24 protein-coding genes are annotated in these 19410 nt (G+C 65.7%); 16 read left to right on the top strand and 8 right to left on the bottom strand.

The genetic code is table 11. The features are described from left to right. Nucleotides 1-176: 176 nt before the first annotated feature. The 5 genes from glpX (at nt 177) to CKJ85_RS01305 (ending at nt 5532) form a co-directional block, all read left to right on the top strand. Nucleotides 177-1196, top strand: a complete 1020-nt coding sequence (gene glpX, locus CKJ85_RS01285) for a class II fructose-bisphosphatase (protein WP_095553178.1) — start codon at nt 177-179, stop codon at nt 1194-1196. A 122-nt stretch (nt 1197-1318) separates the two neighbouring features. Next, complete coding sequence (locus CKJ85_RS01290) at nt 1319-2719, top strand: class II fumarate hydratase (RefSeq protein WP_095553179.1); 1401 nt, start codon at nt 1319-1321, stop codon at nt 2717-2719. Between the two features lie 57 nt (nt 2720-2776). Continuing rightward, the gene (locus CKJ85_RS01295) at nt 2777-3292 is read left to right on the top strand and encodes a hypothetical protein (protein WP_095553180.1); all 516 of its coding nucleotides are present in this window, start codon (nt 2777-2779) and stop codon (nt 3290-3292) included. Nucleotides 3293-3337: 45 nt separating this feature from the next. Next, nucleotides 3338-3982 carry a TetR/AcrR family transcriptional regulator gene (locus tag CKJ85_RS01300; protein WP_133064045.1) on the top strand — a complete coding sequence of 215 codons (645 nt, stop codon included), beginning with the start codon at nt 3338-3340 and terminating at the stop codon, nt 3980-3982. Then, complete coding sequence (locus CKJ85_RS01305) at nt 3955-5532, top strand: MDR family MFS transporter (RefSeq protein ID WP_095276826.1); 1578 nt, start codon at nt 3955-3957, stop codon at nt 5530-5532. Before CKJ85_RS01300 ends, CKJ85_RS01305 begins: the two co-directional genes overlap by 28 nt. A 74-nt stretch (nt 5533-5606) precedes the next feature. Here CKJ85_RS01305 and CKJ85_RS01310 read toward each other — a convergent pair whose 3' ends face one another. The 3 genes from CKJ85_RS01310 to CKJ85_RS01320 all read right to left on the bottom strand — a co-directional run bounded on the left by CKJ85_RS01310 (nt 5607) and on the right by CKJ85_RS01320 (nt 7677). Beyond that, the gene (locus CKJ85_RS01310) at nt 5607-6137 is read right to left on the bottom strand and encodes a GNAT family N-acetyltransferase (protein WP_095276829.1); all 531 of its coding nucleotides are present in this window, start codon (nt 6135-6137) and stop codon (nt 5607-5609) included. A 113-nt stretch (nt 6138-6250) separates the two neighbouring features. Then, the gene (locus CKJ85_RS01315) at nt 6251-6847 is read right to left on the bottom strand and encodes an LGFP repeat-containing protein (protein ID WP_095535676.1); all 597 of its coding nucleotides are present in this window, start codon (nt 6845-6847) and stop codon (nt 6251-6253) included. Between the two features lie 164 nt (nt 6848-7011). Next, entirely contained in the window at nt 7012-7677 is a 666-nt protein-coding gene (locus CKJ85_RS01320; protein ID WP_095276833.1) for a LysR family transcriptional regulator, read from the bottom strand. 24 nt (nt 7678-7701) lie between these two features. Between CKJ85_RS01320 and CKJ85_RS01325 the strand changes: the two genes are divergently transcribed. Next, nucleotides 7702-8052 carry a DUF5997 family protein gene (locus CKJ85_RS01325; protein WP_095276835.1) on the top strand — a complete coding sequence of 117 codons (351 nt, stop codon included), beginning with the start codon at nt 7702-7704 and terminating at the stop codon, nt 8050-8052. A gap of 4 nt (nt 8053-8056) precedes the next feature. On the opposite strand, the gene glyA is transcribed toward CKJ85_RS01325, so the two are convergent. Next, nucleotides 8057-9349, bottom strand: coding sequence for a serine hydroxymethyltransferase (gene glyA, locus CKJ85_RS01330; protein WP_095276837.1), 1293 nt, complete (start codon nt 9347-9349; stop codon nt 8057-8059). Between the two features lie 179 nt (nt 9350-9528). Here glyA and coaA point away from each other — a divergent pair, with 179 nt between their 5' ends. Beyond that, on the top strand, nt 9529-10464 hold the full coding sequence (gene coaA, locus CKJ85_RS01335) for a type I pantothenate kinase (protein WP_095276839.1): 936 nt from the start codon (nt 9529-9531) through the stop codon (nt 10462-10464). 16 nt (nt 10465-10480) lie between these two features. Here the strand turns inward: coaA and CKJ85_RS01340 are convergent, their stop codons facing one another. The 3 genes from CKJ85_RS01340 to mca are packed head-to-tail and all read right to left on the bottom strand — an operon-like array spanning nt 10481 to nt 12456. Continuing rightward, nucleotides 10481-11269: an isoprenyl transferase gene (locus tag CKJ85_RS01340; RefSeq protein WP_186439380.1), complete on the bottom strand. Its 789-nt coding sequence runs from the start codon at nt 11267-11269 to the stop codon at nt 10481-10483. 15 nt (nt 11270-11284) lie between these two features. After that, entirely contained in the window at nt 11285-11599 is a 315-nt protein-coding gene (locus tag CKJ85_RS01345; RefSeq protein WP_095535680.1) for a hypothetical protein, read from the bottom strand. Further along, a complete protein-coding gene (gene mca, locus CKJ85_RS01350) occupies nt 11596-12456 on the bottom strand; it encodes a mycothiol conjugate amidase Mca (RefSeq protein WP_095553181.1) in 861 nt (286 codons plus the stop codon). Before mca ends, CKJ85_RS01345 begins: the two co-directional genes overlap by 4 nt. Nucleotides 12457-12589: 133 nt before the next feature. Here mca and CKJ85_RS01355 point away from each other — a divergent pair, with 133 nt between their 5' ends. The 3 genes from CKJ85_RS01355 (at nt 12590) to CKJ85_RS11950 (ending at nt 14304) form a co-directional block, all read left to right on the top strand. Next, entirely contained in the window at nt 12590-13075 is a 486-nt protein-coding gene (locus CKJ85_RS01355) for a DUF4307 domain-containing protein (protein ID WP_233126902.1), read from the top strand. 126 nt (nt 13076-13201) lie between these two features. After that, on the top strand, nt 13202-13720 hold the full coding sequence (gene greA / locus CKJ85_RS01360; protein WP_095276849.1) for a transcription elongation factor GreA: 519 nt from the start codon (nt 13202-13204) through the stop codon (nt 13718-13720). A gap of 68 nt (nt 13721-13788) precedes the next feature. Next, a complete protein-coding gene (locus CKJ85_RS11950; protein ID WP_095553182.1) occupies nt 13789-14304 on the top strand; it encodes a hypothetical protein in 516 nt (171 codons plus the stop codon). 91 nt (nt 14305-14395) lie between these two features. On the opposite strand, the gene CKJ85_RS01370 is transcribed toward CKJ85_RS11950, so the two are convergent. Beyond that, entirely contained in the window at nt 14396-15199 is an 804-nt protein-coding gene (locus CKJ85_RS01370) for a Bax inhibitor-1/YccA family protein (protein WP_095553183.1), read from the bottom strand. 116 nt (nt 15200-15315) lie between these two features. On the opposite strand from CKJ85_RS01370, the gene CKJ85_RS01375 reads away from it, so the two are divergent. The 6 genes from CKJ85_RS01375 (at nt 15316) to crtI (ending at nt 19392) form a co-directional block, all read left to right on the top strand. Then, nucleotides 15316-16308, top strand: a complete 993-nt coding sequence (locus CKJ85_RS01375; protein WP_095553184.1) for a suppressor of fused domain protein — start codon at nt 15316-15318, stop codon at nt 16306-16308. A gap of 20 nt (nt 16309-16328) precedes the next feature. Continuing rightward, nucleotides 16329-16424 (top strand): deoxyribodipyrimidine photo-lyase, encoded by a 96-nt coding sequence (locus CKJ85_RS12065; RefSeq protein ID WP_198947123.1) that lies wholly within the window; start codon nt 16329-16331, stop codon nt 16422-16424. Beyond that, nucleotides 16421-16636 (top strand): deoxyribodipyrimidine photo-lyase, encoded by a 216-nt coding sequence (locus CKJ85_RS12150; RefSeq protein WP_233126903.1) that lies wholly within the window; start codon nt 16421-16423, stop codon nt 16634-16636. The genes CKJ85_RS12065 and CKJ85_RS12150 overlap by 4 nt, the downstream gene beginning before the upstream one ends. 116 nt (nt 16637-16752) lie before the next feature. Then, nucleotides 16753-16995: an FAD-binding domain-containing protein gene (locus CKJ85_RS12070; RefSeq protein ID WP_095535684.1), complete on the top strand. Its 243-nt coding sequence runs from the start codon at nt 16753-16755 to the stop codon at nt 16993-16995. Nucleotides 16996-17039: 44 nt separating this feature from the next. After that, entirely contained in the window at nt 17040-17798 is a 759-nt protein-coding gene (locus CKJ85_RS01385) for an SDR family NAD(P)-dependent oxidoreductase (protein WP_095553186.1), read from the top strand. 37 nt (nt 17799-17835) lie between these two features. Beyond that, on the top strand, nt 17836-19392 hold the full coding sequence (gene crtI, locus CKJ85_RS01390; RefSeq protein WP_095553187.1) for a phytoene desaturase family protein: 1557 nt from the start codon (nt 17836-17838) through the stop codon (nt 19390-19392). Nucleotides 19393-19410 lie beyond the last annotated feature (18 nt).

A 19410-nucleotide genomic window follows, 5' to 3' on the forward strand; every position in this document is an offset into this window, starting at 1 on the left:
CCGCACCGACGCGCGGGCCACGCATCCGCCCTGCTGGGGTGCGTCGTCCCCCGAATTGGTGGGATTCGGTGCCGAAACCGGGCGCAAAAGTGCGACAATGAGACGGTGCGGTGCGGTGTCGGTTCACCCCCGTTGATGTTCGATGCATGTATTTACGCCCAGGAGGCCACATTTCGATGTCTGAATCGAAGTCCACAGAGTACGTCCCCGACCGCAATCTTGCGATGGAGCTCGTCCGCGTCACGGAGGCCGCAGCGCTGGCCTCCGGTCGCTGGGTTGGCCGCGGGAAGAAGAACGAGGGCGACGGCGCGGCCGTCGACGCGATGCGCAAAATGATCAACTCCGTGAGCATGGACGGCGTCATCGTCATCGGCGAGGGCGAGAAGGACGAGGCCCCCATGCTCTTCAACGGCGAGCAGGTGGGCAACGGCGAGGGCGCCCGCGTCGACCTGGCGGTGGACCCGGTCGACGGGACCCGCCTCATGGCGGAGGGCCGCCCGAACGCTATTTCCGTCATCGCCGCTGCGGACCGCGGGGCAATGTACAACCCGAAGGACGCGTTCTACATGAACAAGATTGCGGTCGGCCCGGAGGCCGCCGGCCACATCGACATCACCGCGTCTGTCGCCGACAACGTTCAGGCCGTCGCGAAGGCAAAGGGCGTGCGCCCGAACGAGGTCACCGTGGTCGTGCTGGACCGACCGCGCCACAAGCAGCTTGTCGACGAAATCCGCGCCGCCGGCGCTAAAGTCCGCTTCATCATGGACGGCGACGTCGCTGGCGCCATCGCCGCCGCGCAGGACACCAACTCCATCGACATGGCCATGGGCGTCGGCGGCACCCCGGAGGGCGTCATCACCGCGTGCGCGCTGAAGTGCCTGGGCGGCGACATCCAGGGCATGCTGGCTCCGCAGTCCGAGGAGGAGCGCGAGAAGGTGCTCGCCGCGGGCCACGACCTCGACCACGTTCTGACCATCGACGAGCTGGTCACCTCCGATAACTGCTACTTCGCCGCCACCGGCGTGACCAACGGCGACATGCTGCGCGGCGTGTCCTACCGCAAAAACGGCGCCACCACCCGCTCCCTGGTGATGCGCTCCAAGTCCGGCACGGTCCGCTACGTGGAGTCCCTGCACAAGCTGGCCAAGCTGCAGCAGTACTCCGTCGTCGACTACTCGGACCCCACCCACGAGTAGCGCCCCTCCCCCACATCGGGCGGTCGCGAACTGGGACGACCGCGCCCGGCGGGAAAAAGGGGCATAATCGTGAACTCAAGAATATTGTGACCAACCACGCAAGTAAGTAAAGGACGTTAGTTATGACAGAACAGCAGTACCGCATCGAGCATGACACTATGGGCGAGGTCAAGGTGCCTGTCGACGCCCTCTGGCGTGCCCAGACCCAGCGCGCCGTAGAGAACTTCCCCATCTCCGGCCGCGGCCTGGAAGACCAGCAGATCCGCGCTCTCGGCCTGCTCAAGGCTGCCTGCGCTCAGGTGAACAAGGACCTGGGCAAGCTGGACGCTGAGAAGGCGGACGCAATCATTGCCGCTGCGCAGGAAATCGCGGACGGCAAGCACAACGACCAGTTCCCCATCGACGTGTTCCAGACCGGCTCTGGCACCTCGTCCAACATGAATACCAACGAGGTCATCGCCTCCATCGCGAAGGCGAACGGCGTTGAGGTCCACCCGAACGACGACGTCAACATGGGCCAGTCCTCCAACGACACCTTCCCCACCGCGACCCACGTGGCGGCGACGGAAGCCGCGGTCCAGGACCTGGTTCCGGGCCTCGAGGTCCTGCAGAAGTCCCTGGCCGCAAAGGCCGACGAATGGCACGAGGTCGTCAAGTCCGGCCGCACCCACCTCATGGACGCCACCCCGGTGACCCTGGGCCAGGAGTTCTCCGGCTACGCCCGCCAGATCGAGCTGGGCATCCAGCGCGTCCAGGGCACTGTCGAGCGCCTCGGCGAGCTGGCCATCGGCGGCACGGCCGTCGGCACCGGCATCAACACGCCGGCCGAGTTCGGCGGCAAGGTCACCGAGGAGCTGAAGAAGCTCACCGGTGTTGACGCCCTGTCCGAGGCGGCCAACCACTTCGAGGCCCAGGCGAACCGCGATGCGCTCGTCGAGTTCTCCGGTGCGATGCGCTCCGTGGCCGTTTCCTTCTACAAGATCGCTAATGACATCCGTCTGATGGGCTCCGGCCCGCTCGCCGGCTTCGGCGAGATCCACCTCCCGGACCTGCAGCCGGGCTCCTCCATCATGCCGGGCAAGGTCAACCCGGTGCTGTGCGAGACCGCCACCCAGGTCTCCGCCCAGGTCATCGGCAACGACGCCGCGATCGCCTTCGGCGGCACCCAGGGCCAGTTCGAGCTCAACGTCTTCATCCCGATGATGGCGCGCAACGTCCTCGAGTCCTCGCGTCTGCTGGCCAACACGGCCCGCCAGTTTGCCACCAAGCTTGTCGACGGGATCGAGCCCGACGTCGAGCGCATGCGCGGCCTTGCCGAGTCCTCCCCGTCCATCGTGACCCCGCTGAACTCCGCGATTGGTTACGAAAACGCGGCGAAGGTGGCCAAGCACGCGATCAAGGAGGGCATCACCATCCGCCAGGCCGTGATCGACCTCGGCTTCGTCGATGGCGAGAAGCTCACCGAAGAGGAGCTGGACAAGCGCCTCGACGTGCTCTCGATGGCCAACACCGATCGCAACTAATCGGCCCCGCCGGTTAGGATAAGTCCCCAGTATCACTACCGAGCTGGGGACTTTTTCATGCCTGATTCCTTTTCCGAGCTGCGCCACGCGGGCGGCTCCAACAAGCCGTGGGTCGCCGGCGGCGTCTTCGCGCTCGCGCTCGCCCTCATCGGCGTCGCGCTCGCCGCCGCGTACTGGTCAAGCAACCCGCACAGCAATTCCCTCCCGGCCACGGTTACCGTCACCGCGCAGCCGTCCGCGCCCGGCCCGGACCTCGCCCCGGCGGGCACCTACTCCGGCACCTTCGTCCGCCTCGCGGAGACCACCGATGGTGCGAATACGCTATCGTGGCCGGTCGTTGCCACGTTCGGCGGCGGCACGGCGACCGTCACCTACCCAAACAGCGGGTGCAGTGCGCTTATCGACGCCACGCTCCACCATCACCCACTCACCGACAAGTGCGAGACCGCGAACGGCGCCGACGCGCGCTGGGAGGTTGCCGTGCCCGACAGCGGGCTCGTCGAGCTCACCTACCTTGAGGACGACCAGCGGATCGCCGGCGGCACCCTCTCAATCGGGTTTGACCGGGCATAAACAGATGATTTGCCAAACTTTGCACTGAGTGTAAGATTGCACTCCGTGCAAAATTCACAGTCTTCCGCAAACGCGTGGGAGGTGAAGCGACAGCGCACCAGGCGGCGCATCTTTGAAGCGGCTATGGACCTGGTCGAGGCACACGGAATCGACAACACGACCGTCGAGGACATCTGCCAAGCCGCCGACATCTCCCGGCGCACCTTTTTCAACTACATGGACTCCAAGGACCACGCAATCCTTGGAGCATTCCCCTTCGATCTCACCGAAGACGGACTCGAGGCCATCGCGTCAACGCCCTCGGACAACCTTGTCGCGCTCATCATCGAGTCGCTCGAGGAGCACCCCGAGGCCGCAGACCAAGAGCACCTCGCCCGTCGGCGCAAGCTACTCCACCAGCACGTGGAGCTTGAGAGCGCCGCGATGGTTCGCAAAAGGGAGGCGATGAAGGCATTGTGGCGTGCCGTCGATAAGCACTTTGCACAACATCCGCAAGACCGAAAGCTCGACGGACCGGTCGAGGAAGAAATCCACGCAGTTGTGGAGATCTTCTTCTTCGCCGTCTCCCGCTATCTCCACCTTCCGGAACGACCGGAAGGCACCCTGAAAGCCAACCTGCTGCGCGCAGGCGCCATGTTTACTGAGTTTACAAAGGAACTGAAATGGAACAATCCGGTAACTCCGGCGTAACAACCGGGAGCACCGTCGTTGAAGGCGGTGCAAAGCAACACATTGGACTGATTTTCACGGCCCTCCTGCTCACCATGCTGATGAGCTCCATGGGCCAGATGATCTTCTCCACCGCCCTGCCGACCATCGTCGGCGAACTCGGCGGCGTTGACCACATGAGCTGGGTCATCTCCGCGTTCCTCATCACCATGACCATCGCGATGCCGATCAACGGCAAGTTTGGCGACGGCCTGGGACGCAAGTGGTTTTACGTCGGCTCGATCGGCCTCTTCGTCATCGGCTCCGCCCTGGGCGGCTTCGCGCACACCATGACGCTGCTTATCATCGGCCGCGCCGTGCAGGGCCTTGGTGCCGGCGGCATGATGGTGAACTCGCAATCCATCATCGCCGAGGTCGTCCCCGCCCGCGAACGCGGCAAGTACATGGGCGTTATGGGCGCCATGTTCGGCGTCGCCTCCGTGCTCGGCCCTGTCCTGGGCGGCTGGTTCACCGACGGCCCGGGCTGGCGCTGGGGCCTGTGGATGAACATCCCGCTCGGCATTCTGGCCATGCTGGTTTCTGCCTCCGTCCTTCGCCTGCGCAAGGGTTCCGAGGGCCCGCTTAACGCCGACTGGCTCGGCATGGTGCTGATGATTATCGGCACCACCAGCCTGATCCTCACCACCACATGGGGCGGTACCCAGTACGAGTGGGGCAGCACGACCATCCTAACCACGATCGCTATCGCCGTGGTTGCCATCGTCGCATTCGTCTTCGTTGAGCTGCGTGCGAAGAACCCGATGATCCCGATGGGCCTGTTCAAGAACCGGAACATGGCGCTCACCACCGCCGCCGGCACGGTGCTCGGGATGGCAATGGTCGGCGCACTCGCCTACCTGCCCACCTACCTGCAGATGGTGCACGAGATGACCCCGACGAACGCGGGTCTCATGATGATTCCGATGGTGCTGGGCATGCTGGGCACCGGCATGACCGTCGGCTTTGTCATCTCTCGCACCGGCCGCTACAAGATGTACCCGCTGGTGGGTATGGCCATCACCGCCGTCGGCATGTTCCTCTTCTCCCGCCTCACCGTCGAGACCTCGCTGGTCATGCTGGGCATCTACATGTTCATCTTCGGCTTCGGCCTCGGCCTGGTCATGCAGGTGCTGGTCCTGATCGTGCAGAACTCCTTCCCGGTTGCCATGGTCGGCACCGCGACGGCGACGAACAACTTCTTCCGCCAGCTCGGTTCCTCCATCGGCGCCTCCCTGGTTGGCTCGCTGTTCATCCACAACATGCGCACCCACATGGAGGAGCGCATGCCTGAGGCGATGGCACAGCTGCCGCCCGAGCAGGCGCAGGCGATCGGCCAGCAGTTCAGCGGCGGCAGCAGCAACCTCACGCCGCACCAGGTGGCGCAGCTGCCCGACGCGATCCGCGAGGTCGTGCTGACCAGCTACAACGACGGCCTCACCCCGGTCTTCCTGATGATCGTGCCGCTCGCCGTCATCGCCTTCCTCCTGCTCATCCCGATCACTGAGGATCCGCTGAAGGAAACTGTGGACTAGGAAGAGCCACTGACCAACACAAAGGAGCCACCCTGGCACTCGCCAGGGTGGCTCCTTTTCTGCGTTCTTCGGACCTACTTTTCGTCGGGCTTTGGCAGCAGCAGCTCGTATATGTCGGAGTCGCGCCACTCGCCGGCGCGCTCGCCGTACGTCATCTTCGCCATGTGGTGGAAGGTGCCGATCTTTTCAAACCCGCGGGAGATGTGCAGGCCCGCGGAGCCGGTGTTCTCCGGGAAGATCCACGAGTGAATCGACCACTTGTCCAGCGCAACGCAGGTCTCGATCAGCTTGTCCAGCAGCGCGCCGGACACGCCCATGCCGCGCGAATCGGGGTGCGTGTAGATCGAATCCTCAACCACGCCATGGAACACGCTTCGCGACGACGCCTTCGCCGCGGCAACCCAACCGAGCACCTTGTCGTCGTCAAGCGCATCAACGGCGACGAAAACGGTCTCGATGATCTTACCGCGGGAGAACGCCTCCCACGTCTGCCCCTTCGTCTCGTAGGTGGCGTTTCCAGTGCTCAAGCCCATCTCATAGATCTCACGGACCTGCGGGTAGTCCTCAGGGCGGATCGGACGAATATTAAAACCGTTTTTGGCCATGCGCACTATTGTCATGGCCTTCGAAGTAGCGCGCAAACCGCGCACGAAAAACGCCCCACCACCAGGGTTTTCCTGGTAATGGGGCGCGAGCTATAGCGTAACGCTACGCCAGACTAGTGCTGGTTGATGATCGGGCCGAACTCGCCGTTGTCGCCGCGGGTCCACTCGATGGTGCCGTGCTCGAACTCCTGGATCCAGCCAGACTCGGACGGCAGCGGGGTCTCCGCCTCGAGCGGGAAGCCGAGGGTCTCGGCGTGGTTGCCGTTGATCCACTCGTTCGCAATCTCGCCCCAGATCGGCGCGCCGCCGGTGTTCTCGTTCCAGGTGACGTAGTGCTCGCCGTCGTAGGAGACGATCCAGCCGTTCGCGGTCTCCTCGATGGAAGCCGGCTCGCCCCATGCCGGGTCGGCGTACTTATCGATGGCCGCCGCCAGATCGTTCGGGACCATCGCGGTCTCGCCGTCCGCGGTAGCGATTTCGGTGGTGTCACCCTCAGCGCCGGCAGCAGCGCCCGCGCCTGCAGCGCCCTCGGCACCCTCAGCGCCGTCCTCGGCACCAGCGGTCTCGGTGGCGGTAGCGGTCTCGGTCGCGGTCTCCTCGACCACGGTGGTGCCGTTCTCGCTGTCGCCCTCGTCGGAGGAGCAAGCGACCAGGCCGGTGGCCAGGGTCAGCGCAGCTGCGGAAGCGACGATCTTGCGGGAGATGCTCATAAACAAAACCTTTCGTTGTGTCGTTTACGTGACGTGACCATTATGCAAGCTATACATTCCCACGCCGTTTTACCCCACCCGAACGGGGGTAAAATATCCCGCTCCCCTTGCAGAATCCTGCACTATCCCCATGGATAGCAAACAAAAAGTGTGCACATCCCGCACTAGTTCCGTCCGCGCCGCCTCCCCCGTCCACGCGGCTGGATCGCTTTCCCCTTCTTCCGCTTCTTGTGGCTCTTGTGGCTCTTCTGGGCCGCGTTGGCGCGCGAGGACCGCACCGAGCGCCCCTTGGTGATCCCCACGAAGTCCTGGATCGCGTCGCAGTCGTCGTCCTTGCGCCACACCAGCGCGATCGGCGTCGGCGCGACCGATGGTCCCGCCACCTCGAGCGGCACGACCTGCTTCTTTGACAGGTGCTTGAGCAACGGCAGCGGTCCGTACGCCACTCCGACGTTCGCAGCGACGACCTGCAGCGCTTCGCGCAGCGCGTCCACGTCGGGCCGGTGCGAAAACGGCAGGTTTACGTACTCGTCGGCGAGGTCCGATTCCGCGACCTGCTCCCCCACCTCCGCGTACACGGAGTCCTTGGGCACGGCGACCCCGGGGGCTTCCTCGTAGAGGCGGACCATGTGGAAGTCCTCGCTCGCGGCGTCGAGGCGCGGGTCCGGGAGGCGGAGCAGGGCGACGGTGGGTGGGGAAGAGGGGGCGTCGATAAGCACTGCCCAGGGGTCGGCGGCATCGATGGCCTCGACGGAGTCCCCCGTGGCCTCCTGATAGCGCCGGATCCATTTGCTGGGCGCGGAACCTGTGACGAAGACGAGGGAGAGCATGCCCAGAATGCTACCGTGTGCAGCATGAGCAATGAGACGCCGTCCAGCACGGCCATGAAGCCGGAAACCGCCGCGAAGAAGCTCGGTGTGTATCTGCCCGCCACCCCGCAGGAGTTTCAGGACGGGTCGGTTACCCACGCTGAGCTGCGAGAGCTCCAGCAGAATCCACCCGAGTGGCTGCAGGAGCTGCGCCACAACGGGCCGCACCCCCGCCCCGAGGTCGCCCGCAAGCTGGGCATTTCCATCACCGCGCTGAAGAAGCACGAGATGGACCGCTCGCTGACCTCCAAGGAGATCAGCGAGCTGCTGGCAGACCAGCCGGAGTGGCTGCGCGAGGCCCGCGCGGCGCACGCCGAGCAGCGCAGCGACAACTAGCGCCCTAGAGCATCTTCCAGTCTTCGAGGCCCGGGTAGAGCGGGTACTTCTCCGCCAGCGCGTCGACGCGCGCGTGCAGGGCCTCGGTGTCGGCGGCCTCGCCCTTGATCAGGGCCTCCGCAATAATCTCTGCGACCTCGGTGAAGTCCTCCTTCCCAAAGCCGCGGGTGGCCAGCGCGGACGTGCCGATGCGCAGGCCGGAGGTGACCTTCGGCGGGCGCGGGTCGAACGGCACGGCGTTGCGGTTCACGGTGATGCCCGCGCTGTGCAGCAGGTCCTCCGCCTGCTGGCCGTCCATCTTGGAGTTGCGCAGGTCCACGAGGACCAGGTGCACGTCGGTGCCGCCGGAGACGACGTCCACGCCGGCCTCCTTCGCATCCGGTTGGGTGAGGCGGTCGGCGAGGATGCGCGCGCCCTCGATGGTGCGCTCCTGACGGTCCTTGAACTCCGGCATGCCGGCGATCTTGAACGCGGTCGCCTTGGCCGCCACCACGTGCATCAGCGGGCCGCCCTGCTGGCCGGGGAAGACCGCGGAGTTGAGCTTCTTGTTCAGGTCCTCGTCGTTGGTGAGGATGAAGCCGGAGCGCGGGCCGCCGATGGTCTTGTGCACCGTGGAGGACACGACGTGGGCGTGCGGCACCGGCGACGGGTGCAGCCCGGCGGCAACCAGGCCCGCAAAGTGCGCCATGTCGACCCACAGGTACGCGCCGACTTCGTCCGCGATGGAGCGGAACTCGGCGAAATCCTCGTGGCGCGGGTAGGCGGACCAGCCGGCGATGATCACCTTCGGCTTGACCTCGCGCGCCTGCTCGCGCAGCTTCGCCATGTCGATGGTGTGGGTGTCCTGCTCCACCTCGTAGGCCGCGACGTTGTAAAGACGGCCGGAGAAGTTGATCTTCATGCCGTGGGTGAGGTGGCCGCCGTGCGCCAGGCTCAGGCCCAAGATCGTGTCGCCCGGCTCCGCCAGCGCCATGAGGACAGCGGCGTTAGCCTGCGCGCCGGAGTGCGGCTGCACGTTGGCAAACTTCGCGCCGAAGACCTGCTTTGCGCGCTCCTGGGCCAGTTCCTCCACCACGTCGACGTGCTCGCAGCCGCCGTAGTAGCGCTTGCCCGGGTAGCCCTCGGCGTACTTGTTGGTCAGCACAGAGCCCTGTGCCTGCAGGACGGCGCGCGGCACGAAGTTCTCGGACGCGATCATCTCCAGGGTGTTGCGCTGCCGGCTCAGCTCGTTGACGATGGCCTCGTGTACTTCGGGGTCGAAGGTGGCGAGGTCCTGGTAACGGAAGTCTTCAGACACGTGCTCCGGGTCCTTTCAATGGTTCAAGATTCGATGGCAAAATCCCCGCAGCGCGGTGACTTTCTAGCAGTATAAACGCCACCCCACACCCACGGGGGCAATTTCCAGCCCTCTTCAAGCCCTCTTCAATCCCTGCCCTGAGCGCGAGCATTGCTCCAGCGAGTGGAACAATGGACCCCATGGCTCAAGGTGTACGGGGAGCGGACTCAAGCCCCTATCTGGACTTCCACCGCCAGGATTGGCGCGAGCGCCGCGCGGCGATGCCGCAGGTGCTCACCGCCGAGGAGGCGGAGAAGCTCAGCGGTATCGGCGAAAACCTTGACTTGCAGGAGGTCGAGGACATCTACCTCCCCTTATCGCGTCTCATCCACCTCCAGGTCCGCGCCCGCCAGAAGCTCACCAACGCCACCGAGACCTTCATCGGCGGCGACCCCGGCCACGTCCCATTCATCATCGGCCTGGCCGGTTCGGTGGCCGTGGGCAAGTCGACCACTGCGCGCGTGCTCCAACTCCTGCTGCAGCGCTGGGAGTCGCATCCCCGCGTGGACCTGATCACCACGGACGGGTTCCTCTACCCCACCGAGGTGCTCCAGGAGCGCAACCTCATGTCGCGCAAGGGCTTCCCGGAATCCTACGATCGCCGCAACCTCATGCGCTTCGTCACCGAGGTCAAGTCCGGCCAGCCCGTGGTCAAGGCGCCCATCTACTCGCACACGGCGTACAACATCCTGCCCGGTGAGTACATCGAGGTCCGCCAGCCCGACATCCTCATCCTCGAGGGCCTCAACGTCCTCCAGACCGGCCCCACGCTCATGGTCTCGGATCTGTTCGACTTCTCCATCTACGTGGATGCCTCGGTCGAGCACATCGAGCACTGGTACATCTCGCGCTTTCTCAAGCTGCGCCACACCGCGTTCCGCGAGCCGGGCGCCCACTTCGCCGACTACGCCCAGCTTGATGATGCCCAGGCGACCCACCGCGCCCGCGAAATCTGGCAGACCATCAACCTGCCGAACCTGGTGGAAAACATCTTGCCCACGCGCCCCCGCGCCTCGCTTGTGCTGCGCAAGGGCTTCGACCATACGGTACAGCGCGTGCGCATGCGCAAGCTGTAGCGCTTGTCAGCGCCCCCTACTTCCCGAACCGACGCGACCGCTGGGAGTACTCGCGCAGCGCGCGCAGAAAGTCGATCTTGCGGAACGCGGGCCAGTAGGTATCCGTAAACCAGATTTCGGAGTAGGCGGCCTGCCAGAGCAGGAACCCGGACAGCCGCTGCTCGCCCGAGGTGCGGATGACCAGGTCGGGGTCCGGCTGACCCGAGGTATAGAGGTGCTCCCCGATCGAGTCCACCGTGACCGCCTCGGCCAGCGCGTCTGTCGTGGTGCCGCGGGCGGCTTCGTCCCGGATGAGGGAACGCACCGCGTCCACGATTTCCTGGCGCCCGCCGTAGCCGACGGCGATGTTGACGGTCAGCCCCGCCTTCCCCGTGGTTGACTCCGCGGAGCGCTGCATGCGCTCCACCACGTCCGGCGGCAGCAGGTCAAGGTGGCCGACGAGGCGCACGCGGCACGAATAGTGTTCCGTCGCGAGGTCCTCGATCACGTCAGAAATGATGTCAAAGAGCAGCTCCACCTCTTCGGAGGTGCGCTGGAGGTTCTCCGTGGAGAGCAGGTAGAGCGTGACCACGTCAACGTCCATTTCCGCGGACCAGCGCACCAGCTCGCCGATCTTCGCGCCGCCCGCCCGGTGCCCCTGGGAGATGTCGGTCAGCCCGGCCTCGCGCGCCCACCGACGGTTCCCGTCCGCCATCACAGCGATATGCTTGGGCCGCTTCTTGCCGCGCAGCTCGCGCTTCAAGCGCAGCTCGTACAGCGGGTACAGCACCTTCTCCAGCAACGTCACAGTCCTCACTCTACTCATGTGGCGCGCTCGCGCTTAGAAAATACGCTTCTTCCCGAGGTCCAGCACGCCGGCCTCGCGCATCGCGGCGTCCAGCGCCTCCTGGTCGAACGGGTCAATCCCGTGCGCCTCGGCAAACTGCTGGCGGCGCCGGAACCGCGAGTAGCGGCGGTGGAAGGCAAACCCGAGCGAGAGGATCACCACGGCCAGCACCACCAGGATGAGCAGGCCGATTGGCGATGCCTTGCCAAAGTCCGGCCCCACCGGGGTCTCCGCGGGCGCCTGCGCGAGCACGTAGCTCGACGCGTTCACCGCGGACGCGGTCAACGATGCTGTGAACCCAATGCTCATTTCGCGGCCTCCTCTTCGATGCCGGCGAACAGGTCGTCCTCCGGCAAGTGCGTTTTCACCCTGGTCTGCGCGAGCTCGAACTCCTCGGTGGGCCAGGCGTCTCGCTGGTCCTGCACCGAGCTGGCCATAAACGCGCCGGCCGGGTCAATCTGGGTGGCGTGCGCGGTGAGCGCCGCCTCGCGCTGCGCGAAGTACTCGCCGCACTCCACCTGCGTGGTCACGCGGCTCATCACGTCGGCCTGGTTCTGCTCCCAGCGCGCAATCATCAGCTCGTACGGGCTCGGCTTGCCCTGCGCGTAGAGTCGCTCCTGCAGCAGACGCATCCGCTGCAGGATAAACCCGTGGCTGTAATACAGCTTCAGCGGCGTCCACGGCTCACCCGCCTCGGGCGCAAACTCCGGATCGCCCGCTTTTTCCCAGGCCAGCATTGATACGGTGTGCACCATGATGTGGTCCGGGTGCGGGTAGCCACCGTTTTCGTCGTAGGTGATAATGATGTGCGGCCGGAATGCGCGTATCGACGCCACCAGCTTGGCCGCCACCGCCACCGGATCCTGCACGGCGAACGAACCCTCTGGCAACGGGGGCAGCGGGTCCCCTTCCGGCAGCCCAGAGTCCTGGTAGCCCATCCACTCGTGCTCGACGCCGAGTGCTTCAACCGCGCGGGCCATCTCCTGCTCGCGGACCTGGATGAGGTTGTCCATCACCCCCGGGCGATCCATGGCTGGGTTCAAAATGTCGCCCCGGCGGCCGTCAGTGCAGGTGACCACCTTGACGCGATTGCCTTCTGCCGCGTATTTCGCCATCGTCGCCGCGCCCTTAGACGATTCGTCGTCCGGGTGTGCGTGGATTGCCATCAGCCGCAAACCAGTCACGAGAACTCCAACTTTTGTAGGGGGCAGTGCTTCAACTCCGGCCCATCTTAGTACCATCAAGTGCGAAGCAATCGTTCGCTCCCGCGCCGCTAACCCAGAAGGAGAGGTCGCCGCCGTGTCCACTACCTCGAATGCACCCGCAGCACCAGGCAACGGCGGTACTTCGCGGACGCGGTACGGAGGGGGCACGGGGGCGTCGACAAGCAAACTGCCCGGGCGCATCATGGCGATCGCTGCGGTGCTGCTGGTGGGTTTTGCCATTTTTGCCGTGGCACGCGTGATGAGCGAGCGGTCCGCGCAGCCGATCAGCGCAGATTTCATTTCGCAGGAGAAGGTCGATGACTCGACCTCGCGGCTGTGGATCGACGTGACCCGCGAAGATACTGACGTGCCGTCCTATTGCATCGTCACCGCGGTGGACTACCACCACGCGGAGATCGGTCGCCGTGAAGTGGTCATCCCCGCGGGGGGCGAGGAAATGGAGCGACTCGCCGTTGACATGCCGGTGCGCGGCGATCTCGCGTCGGGGCGCGTCTACGGGTGCTCGGAGAAGATTCCGGACTATATGGATGCGGAAAGCGCCTACTACGCGGCCCGGTAGCCTGCGGGCGGTGTGTTAAGATCCGCCTGTATATTTGTACGAGTATGACCACGTAATCCGTCGGACTGGGCCCGGCCTGGGAAACAGGCGGGCTCGTTTTTGACGTATGAGGGAAGGGTTTTCCGCATGGCTGAGACGCAAAAGCAGTACATCACCCCGGAAATGAAGGACAAGCTCGAGGCAGAGCTGCAGCAGCTGATTGATAACCGCCCGGTGATCGCTGCTGAGATCAACGAGCGCCGCGAGGAGGGCGACCTCAAGGAGAACGCGGGCTACGACGCGGCTCGTGAGCAGCAGGACCAGGAAGAGGCCCGCATCAAGCAGATCTCCGAACTGCTGGCCAACTCCACCACCGAGCGCACCGGCGTCATCGAGGGCGTCGCGCACGTCGGTTCCGTCGTGCACGTGTACTACAACGGCGACGAGAACGATAAGGAGACCTTCCTCATCGGTACCCGCGCTGCATCCACCGACAACAAGGACCTGGAGACCTACTCCGAGAACTCCCCGCTTGGCGCAGCCGTCGTCGGCGCCTCCGAGGGCGATACGCGCAAGTACACCGCGCCGAACGGCCGCGAGATTTCGGTGACGATTCTCTCCGCGGAGCCGTATGATTCTGTTAAGGCTTCCACGCCGCGCGACTAGTACCACTAGCACGCAGCCTCATCCCCGCTTTATTGCACGCTCTTAGAACTAACTGAAGGATCAAACCTGTGATTTCCGTTTCCCGTAAGGCCGCGGCCGGCATGCTCGCCGTGGCAGCAGTTTCCCTCTCCGCCTGCCACCCGCCGCACCAGGTTGACTCCGCCGAGAAGGTCGACACGGCGAAGAGCCAGGACCCGGATTCGCTGGCTTCCTACGGCGCGACCCCGTCCGGCACCGCAGCTGCATCCGGCACCGCTACCGCGTCTGGCACCGCATCCGCGCAGCCGACCACTATCACGGCCTCTGACGGCACCCCCACCATCGCCAACTGCGGCGCCGTCGAGCTGGAGCGCCCGACCGAGCTGGTGCTGGATTGCACCGACCAGGGCAACTTGCTGCGCGACATCGTCTGGGATTCCTGGGAGGCCGACGCCGCTACCGGCACCGGCACCCGCGTGGCCCCGGGCCAGGAGCCGGAGGACATCGCCGTCTCCCTGTCCGAACCGGAGATTGTCAACGGCGTGCTGGCCTACACCACGATCACCGTGGACGGCGCCCAGGTGTACCCGGAGCGCGACATGTAAGTTCGCCCTCCCTCAGGACACGCGAAACGCGCCCGGCCCGCAACCTTGATTCCTTGCAAGGTGCGGGCCGGGCGCGTTTGGTATTCAGTGATTAATCATCATTGAAGATGGACAGGAAGCGCAGGATCTCGGTGTAGAGCCAGATGAGCGTCACTGCCAGGCCGAGGGCGACGCCCCAGGCAGCCTTTGCCGGTGCACCGGAACGCACCAGCTTGTCAGCCAGGTCGAAGTCCTGCAGGAAGGACAGCGAGGCGATCACGATGCAGACGAGGCTGAAGATGATGGCCATCACGCCGTCACCACGCAGCGGGTTGATACCGGTGAACATGGCGAGCAGGAAGTTGCCCAGCGCGAGGATGGCGACACCAAAGATCATGCCGGTCAGTGCGCGGTTGAAGCGCGGGGTGACGCGGATCGCGCCAGTGCGGTAGACAAACAGCATGCCGATAAACACGCCGATCGTGCCCAGGATTGCCTGGAAGATGAGCTCACCGGCCGTCCCGCCGACGAGGAAGGAGAAGCCGCCGACAAACAGGCCTTCAAACGCCGCGTAGAGCAGCGTGACGGTCGGCGAGCCAAAGCTCTTGGAAAACGAGTGGACCAGCACAGTGATGAACGCGGCGATACCGCCGACGAACGTCAGGATCATGCCGATGCCTTGGTTCACGCCCATGCACAGGGCGAAATTCACCGCGGCGAACGCGACGATCACCGCGAGGGTGATGCCGGTCTTCGACACAATGTCATCCACCGTCATCGGGCGCTGTGAGTCCTGCGGGGCCCGCGGGGCCTCAGTCTGGACGCCACCGTAGGGGGTGTGCTCGTTGCTCCCGTATCCGTAGCCCTGCTGCTGGGCCTGGGGCAAGTTCTTCAGTACCGGATTGCTACTTCGCATCTGGTTTCCATTCCTTTCCTTGTCCATCGTCCGTGTCACCTTATGTAACGCCCCACCTTCCCAGATAGTTCCCATCCGCGTATGAAGCTCACGGCACACGGGCCTAAAGTGTGAGTATGCATCTGCCCGAATGGGGCGCGCCGGAGCTGTTTTCCCGCGCCCACCAGCAACGGTTTCGCCCCGCCGCGGTAGGCGACGCCGTGCACGAGCGGCTGCTCGAGCTCACGGGGGATGCGCACCCGTTTGCTGCGCAGTACGGGGACGTGGAAATCCTGGCCTTTCGGATCAGCCACCCGGTGGACCACTACCTGTTCAGCACGTTCGGTCTGGCGCCGGTGCGCTCCTCGCTCCCGCTCGCCGGCACGCACACCGAGCTGACGCTCCGGGTTCCCGCAGCCGGCGCGCCGCTTCCCCCGGGTTGGCCCGCGTCGGTGCTGGGCCGGTTGGTCCGCCACATCCGGAGGACTGGCCGCCCCATCGAGCCCGGCCACTACTTCGACTTCCACGCGCCGGTCGCAGATGGCGCGCGGCTTTCCGCGTTCAGCTTCGTCGCGGACCCGCTGCTTGGCGTCGTCGATTCGCGCCTGGCCGTGGTCCGCTTCACCTACGCCGTGGGATTGACCGCGCGCGACCTCGAGGACGCGCTGGCGTGGGACCCGCTGAAGTTCACGGGCGTACTCGGAGACACGTTCCCCCTCGGGCTGAGCGATCCGGGGCGCGCGGACGTAGCCACGCACCGCGCCGCCCGCCGCATCGTCACCGCGGCCACCGCCCGCGAGGGATCGACCGTGGGCGCCGTCGAGTCGCGCCTGCTCGGCGTCGAGGGCACCGGGCGTATCGACGTCTCCGTCGACGGCGCCCGCGCGATCCTGCGCGCCATGCGCCACCGCCTCCCCTTCGGCAGGCCGTTCGCCCTGGTGGCAGGTCACAACTGGCTGCTGTTCGACCCCGACCTCCCAGGAGCCATCGCCGCAGAGGAGGACGGTCTGCGCGTGCCCACCTCCCCGGACGTGCGCAACGAGATCCTGGCCAAGCTGGACGCAACACCGGGGACGTACCGGCTCGTCACCGCTCCGCTCGAGTTGCACGTCGTGGATACACAGCGCTAAACCGCACTAGCATCGGTGCAATGAGCCACGAAGCAGACGCCCCCACCACCCTCATGTGGTTCCGCGATGACCTGCGCCTGCACGACAATGCGGCGCTTGCTTCGGCGCCGCGGTGACGTGGAACCGCCGCTACCACCTCACCGACATCGACGCGCAGGTCAAGGAGGCCACCGGCGCGGTTTCGCACCCCGGCTTCCTGCTCACCGAGCCCTGGGAGGTCCGCACTGGTTCCGGCACGCCCTACCGCGTATTCACGCCCCTTTTCCAAGAAGGCACAGGGCATGCTTCTCGACGCCCCTCCGTCCCCCACACCCGCCCCTGCCGTTGAGGGATTGGAGGGGGTCGAGTGGGCGTCGACAAGCGTGGACGAGCCCGAGTCGAGCGCAACGCTTGCGGCGCACTGCACCCCCGGCGACCGTATGGCACGCGGTCGCGCACCCAGAGATGGACCCCGATGCGCAACACCTCGAGCAGCTCGCCCGCTGGCAGCGCGGGGAGACGGGCGTGCCGTACTTCCGTATCTTCAATCCGCTCACGCAGCAGCAGAAGTTCGACCGTGACGGCGCGTACGTCAGCCGCTGGGCACCCGCGGTGAGTACCCCCGCCTATCCTGGGCCGATGGTGGATGTACAGGCATCCCGCAAGGTGGCGTTAGCGGCCTACGACGACATCGCGGCGCATCATTAGTCTGGTGCGAAGATCCCATCCACCTCCACCGAAAGGACATCCCTATGGGCATCTTTGACAACCGCGTCGCGCTGGTCACCGGCGCAGCATCCGGCATCGGCAAGGCCGTTACCGCCGACCTCGCCGCCAACGGCGCGAAGGTCGTCGTCGCCGACATCAACGAGGACGCCGCCCGTGCAGTCGCCCAGGACATCGAGGCGGCCGGCGGCACCGCAGCCGCGCTCAAGCAGGACGCCGCGAGCGCGCAAGAGAACGAAACAGCAGTGAAGTTCGCTGTGGAGACGTTCGGCGCGCTCCACCTCGCGGTGAACAACGCCGGTATCGGTGACCAAGTCCCGCTCGCGGAGAAGAAACTCGAGGACTGGGACCGAATCATCAACCTCAACCTCAACGGCGTCGCCTACGGCTGCCACTACCAGCTCAACCAGATGCTTACGCAGCAGGATGGAATCCCGTGCGCGATTGTCAACATGTCCTCCATCCACGGCTCCGTCGCCCGTCAAGGCGGGATCGCGGCGTACGCCGCCGCGAAGCACGGCGTGATCGGGCTGACCAAGTCCATCGCCGCGGACTACGCCGCCAAGGGCATCCGCTGCAACGCCGTCGGCCCCGGCTACATCGACACCCCGCTGCTCAACCGCCTGTCTGAGGAGATGCGCCATCAGCTCATTGCCCGCCACCCGCAGGCTCGCCTCGGTCGCGCGGAGGAGGTCGCAGCCATGGTCCGCTTCCTGCTCAGCGACGAAGCCTCCTTTGTCAACGGCTCCTACCACCTCGTCGACGGCGGATACACTGCTGTCTAGGCCTTCTAGCCCCCTCGAAAAGAAAGGTGTACTTCCCGTGTCCACTTCAGCCTCGTCACCAACCGCAGCCGTGATCGGCGCCGGGTTCGCCGGCCTCGCCACCGCCGCGCTCCTGGCCCGCGAGGGATACGAGGTGACCGTCTTCGAGCGCTTGAACGCAGTTGGCGGGCGGGCCGGGGAGGAAACCTTCGACGGGTTCCGCTTCGACATGGGCCCGTCCTGGTACCTCATGCCGGACGCGTTTGACCACTTCTTCGCGCTCTTTGGCTACCGCACGGAGGAGCTGCTCGACCTCGTTCCGCTGGACCCCGCGTACCGCCTGTTCCCCGAGTGCCAGGCGCCACTCGACGTCCCCGCGGACCCCGCGCGCGCTGCGGCGCTTTTTGAGTCCATTGAGGCCGGCGCGGGCGCGAAACTCACCGAATACCTCGACTCCGCCGAACGCACCTACGACCTGGCGTTGCGTCACTTCCTCTACACCACATTCTCCTCCCCCGCCGCGTTCCTCGCGCCGGAGGTGCGCGCCGGCTACGCCGACCTGGCCAGGTTCCTCACCACCCCGCTCGACCGCTTCGTGGCGCGCCGCTTCAGCGATGTCCGCCTGCGCCAGATGCTCACCTACCCGGCGGTGTTCCTGTCGTCGCACCCCTCGAAGACCCCGTCGCTCTACCACCTGATGAGCCACACCGACCTCACCCAGGGCGTGCGCTACCCGCTGGGCGGATTCGCCGCCGTCGTCGACGCCATCTACCGCATCGCCCGCGAGCAGGGCGTCCGCTTCCGCCTCGGCACGGAGGTCACCGCCATCACGCACTCCGGCGGCCGCGCCACGGGTGTGCGCGTTGGCACGGAGCAATTGCTTTTCGACGCCACCGTCTCCGCCGCCGACCTCCACCACACCGAAACACGCCTGCTCCCGGCGGACAAGAGGACCTACGACGAGCCCTACTTTGCCAAGCGCAACCCCGGGGTCAGCGCCGTCCTGCTCACCCTGGGGGTGCGCGGAGCACTGCCCCAGCTGGCGCACCACAACCTGCTGTTCAGCCGCGAGTGGGGCGCGGACTTTGACGCGGTGTTCGACGGCCCCGTCGACGCGCGCCCGCTGGGCGCCTCGCGCTCAATCTACGTATCCAAGCCGTCGGCCACGGACCTCGGCACGGCGCCCGAGGGGCACGAGAACCTCTTCGTCCTCGTCCCGGTGCCCGCCCAGACGGATGTTGGCGGCGGAGATGCGTACGGAGACGGGGCGTCGACAAGCGTCGAAGCGATCGCCGACGCTGCCCTGACGCAGATCGCGGAGTGGTGCGGCATCCCGGACCTGCGCGAGCGGATCGTCGTGCATAAGACGGTCGGGCCCGCAGACTTCGCGGACCGCTACCGCGCGTGGTCCGGAGGCGCGATCGGCCCGGCGCACACGCTGCGGCAGTCGGCGTTTCTGCGCGGGCGCAACGCGTCTCGCACACTGGACGACCTCTACTATGCGGGCGCGACGACGGTGCCGGGGGTAGGCGTGCCGATGTGCCTCATTTCTGCCGAGAACGTGGTGAAACGGCTCCGCGGCGATAAAAGTTCTGGGCCTTTACCTACCGCCTGACGGCGTCGATCACGTATG

Source organism: Corynebacterium sp. NML 150383 (assembly GCF_002285085.1).
Lineage (GTDB): Bacteria > Actinomycetota > Actinomycetes > Mycobacteriales > Mycobacteriaceae > Corynebacterium > Corynebacterium gottingense.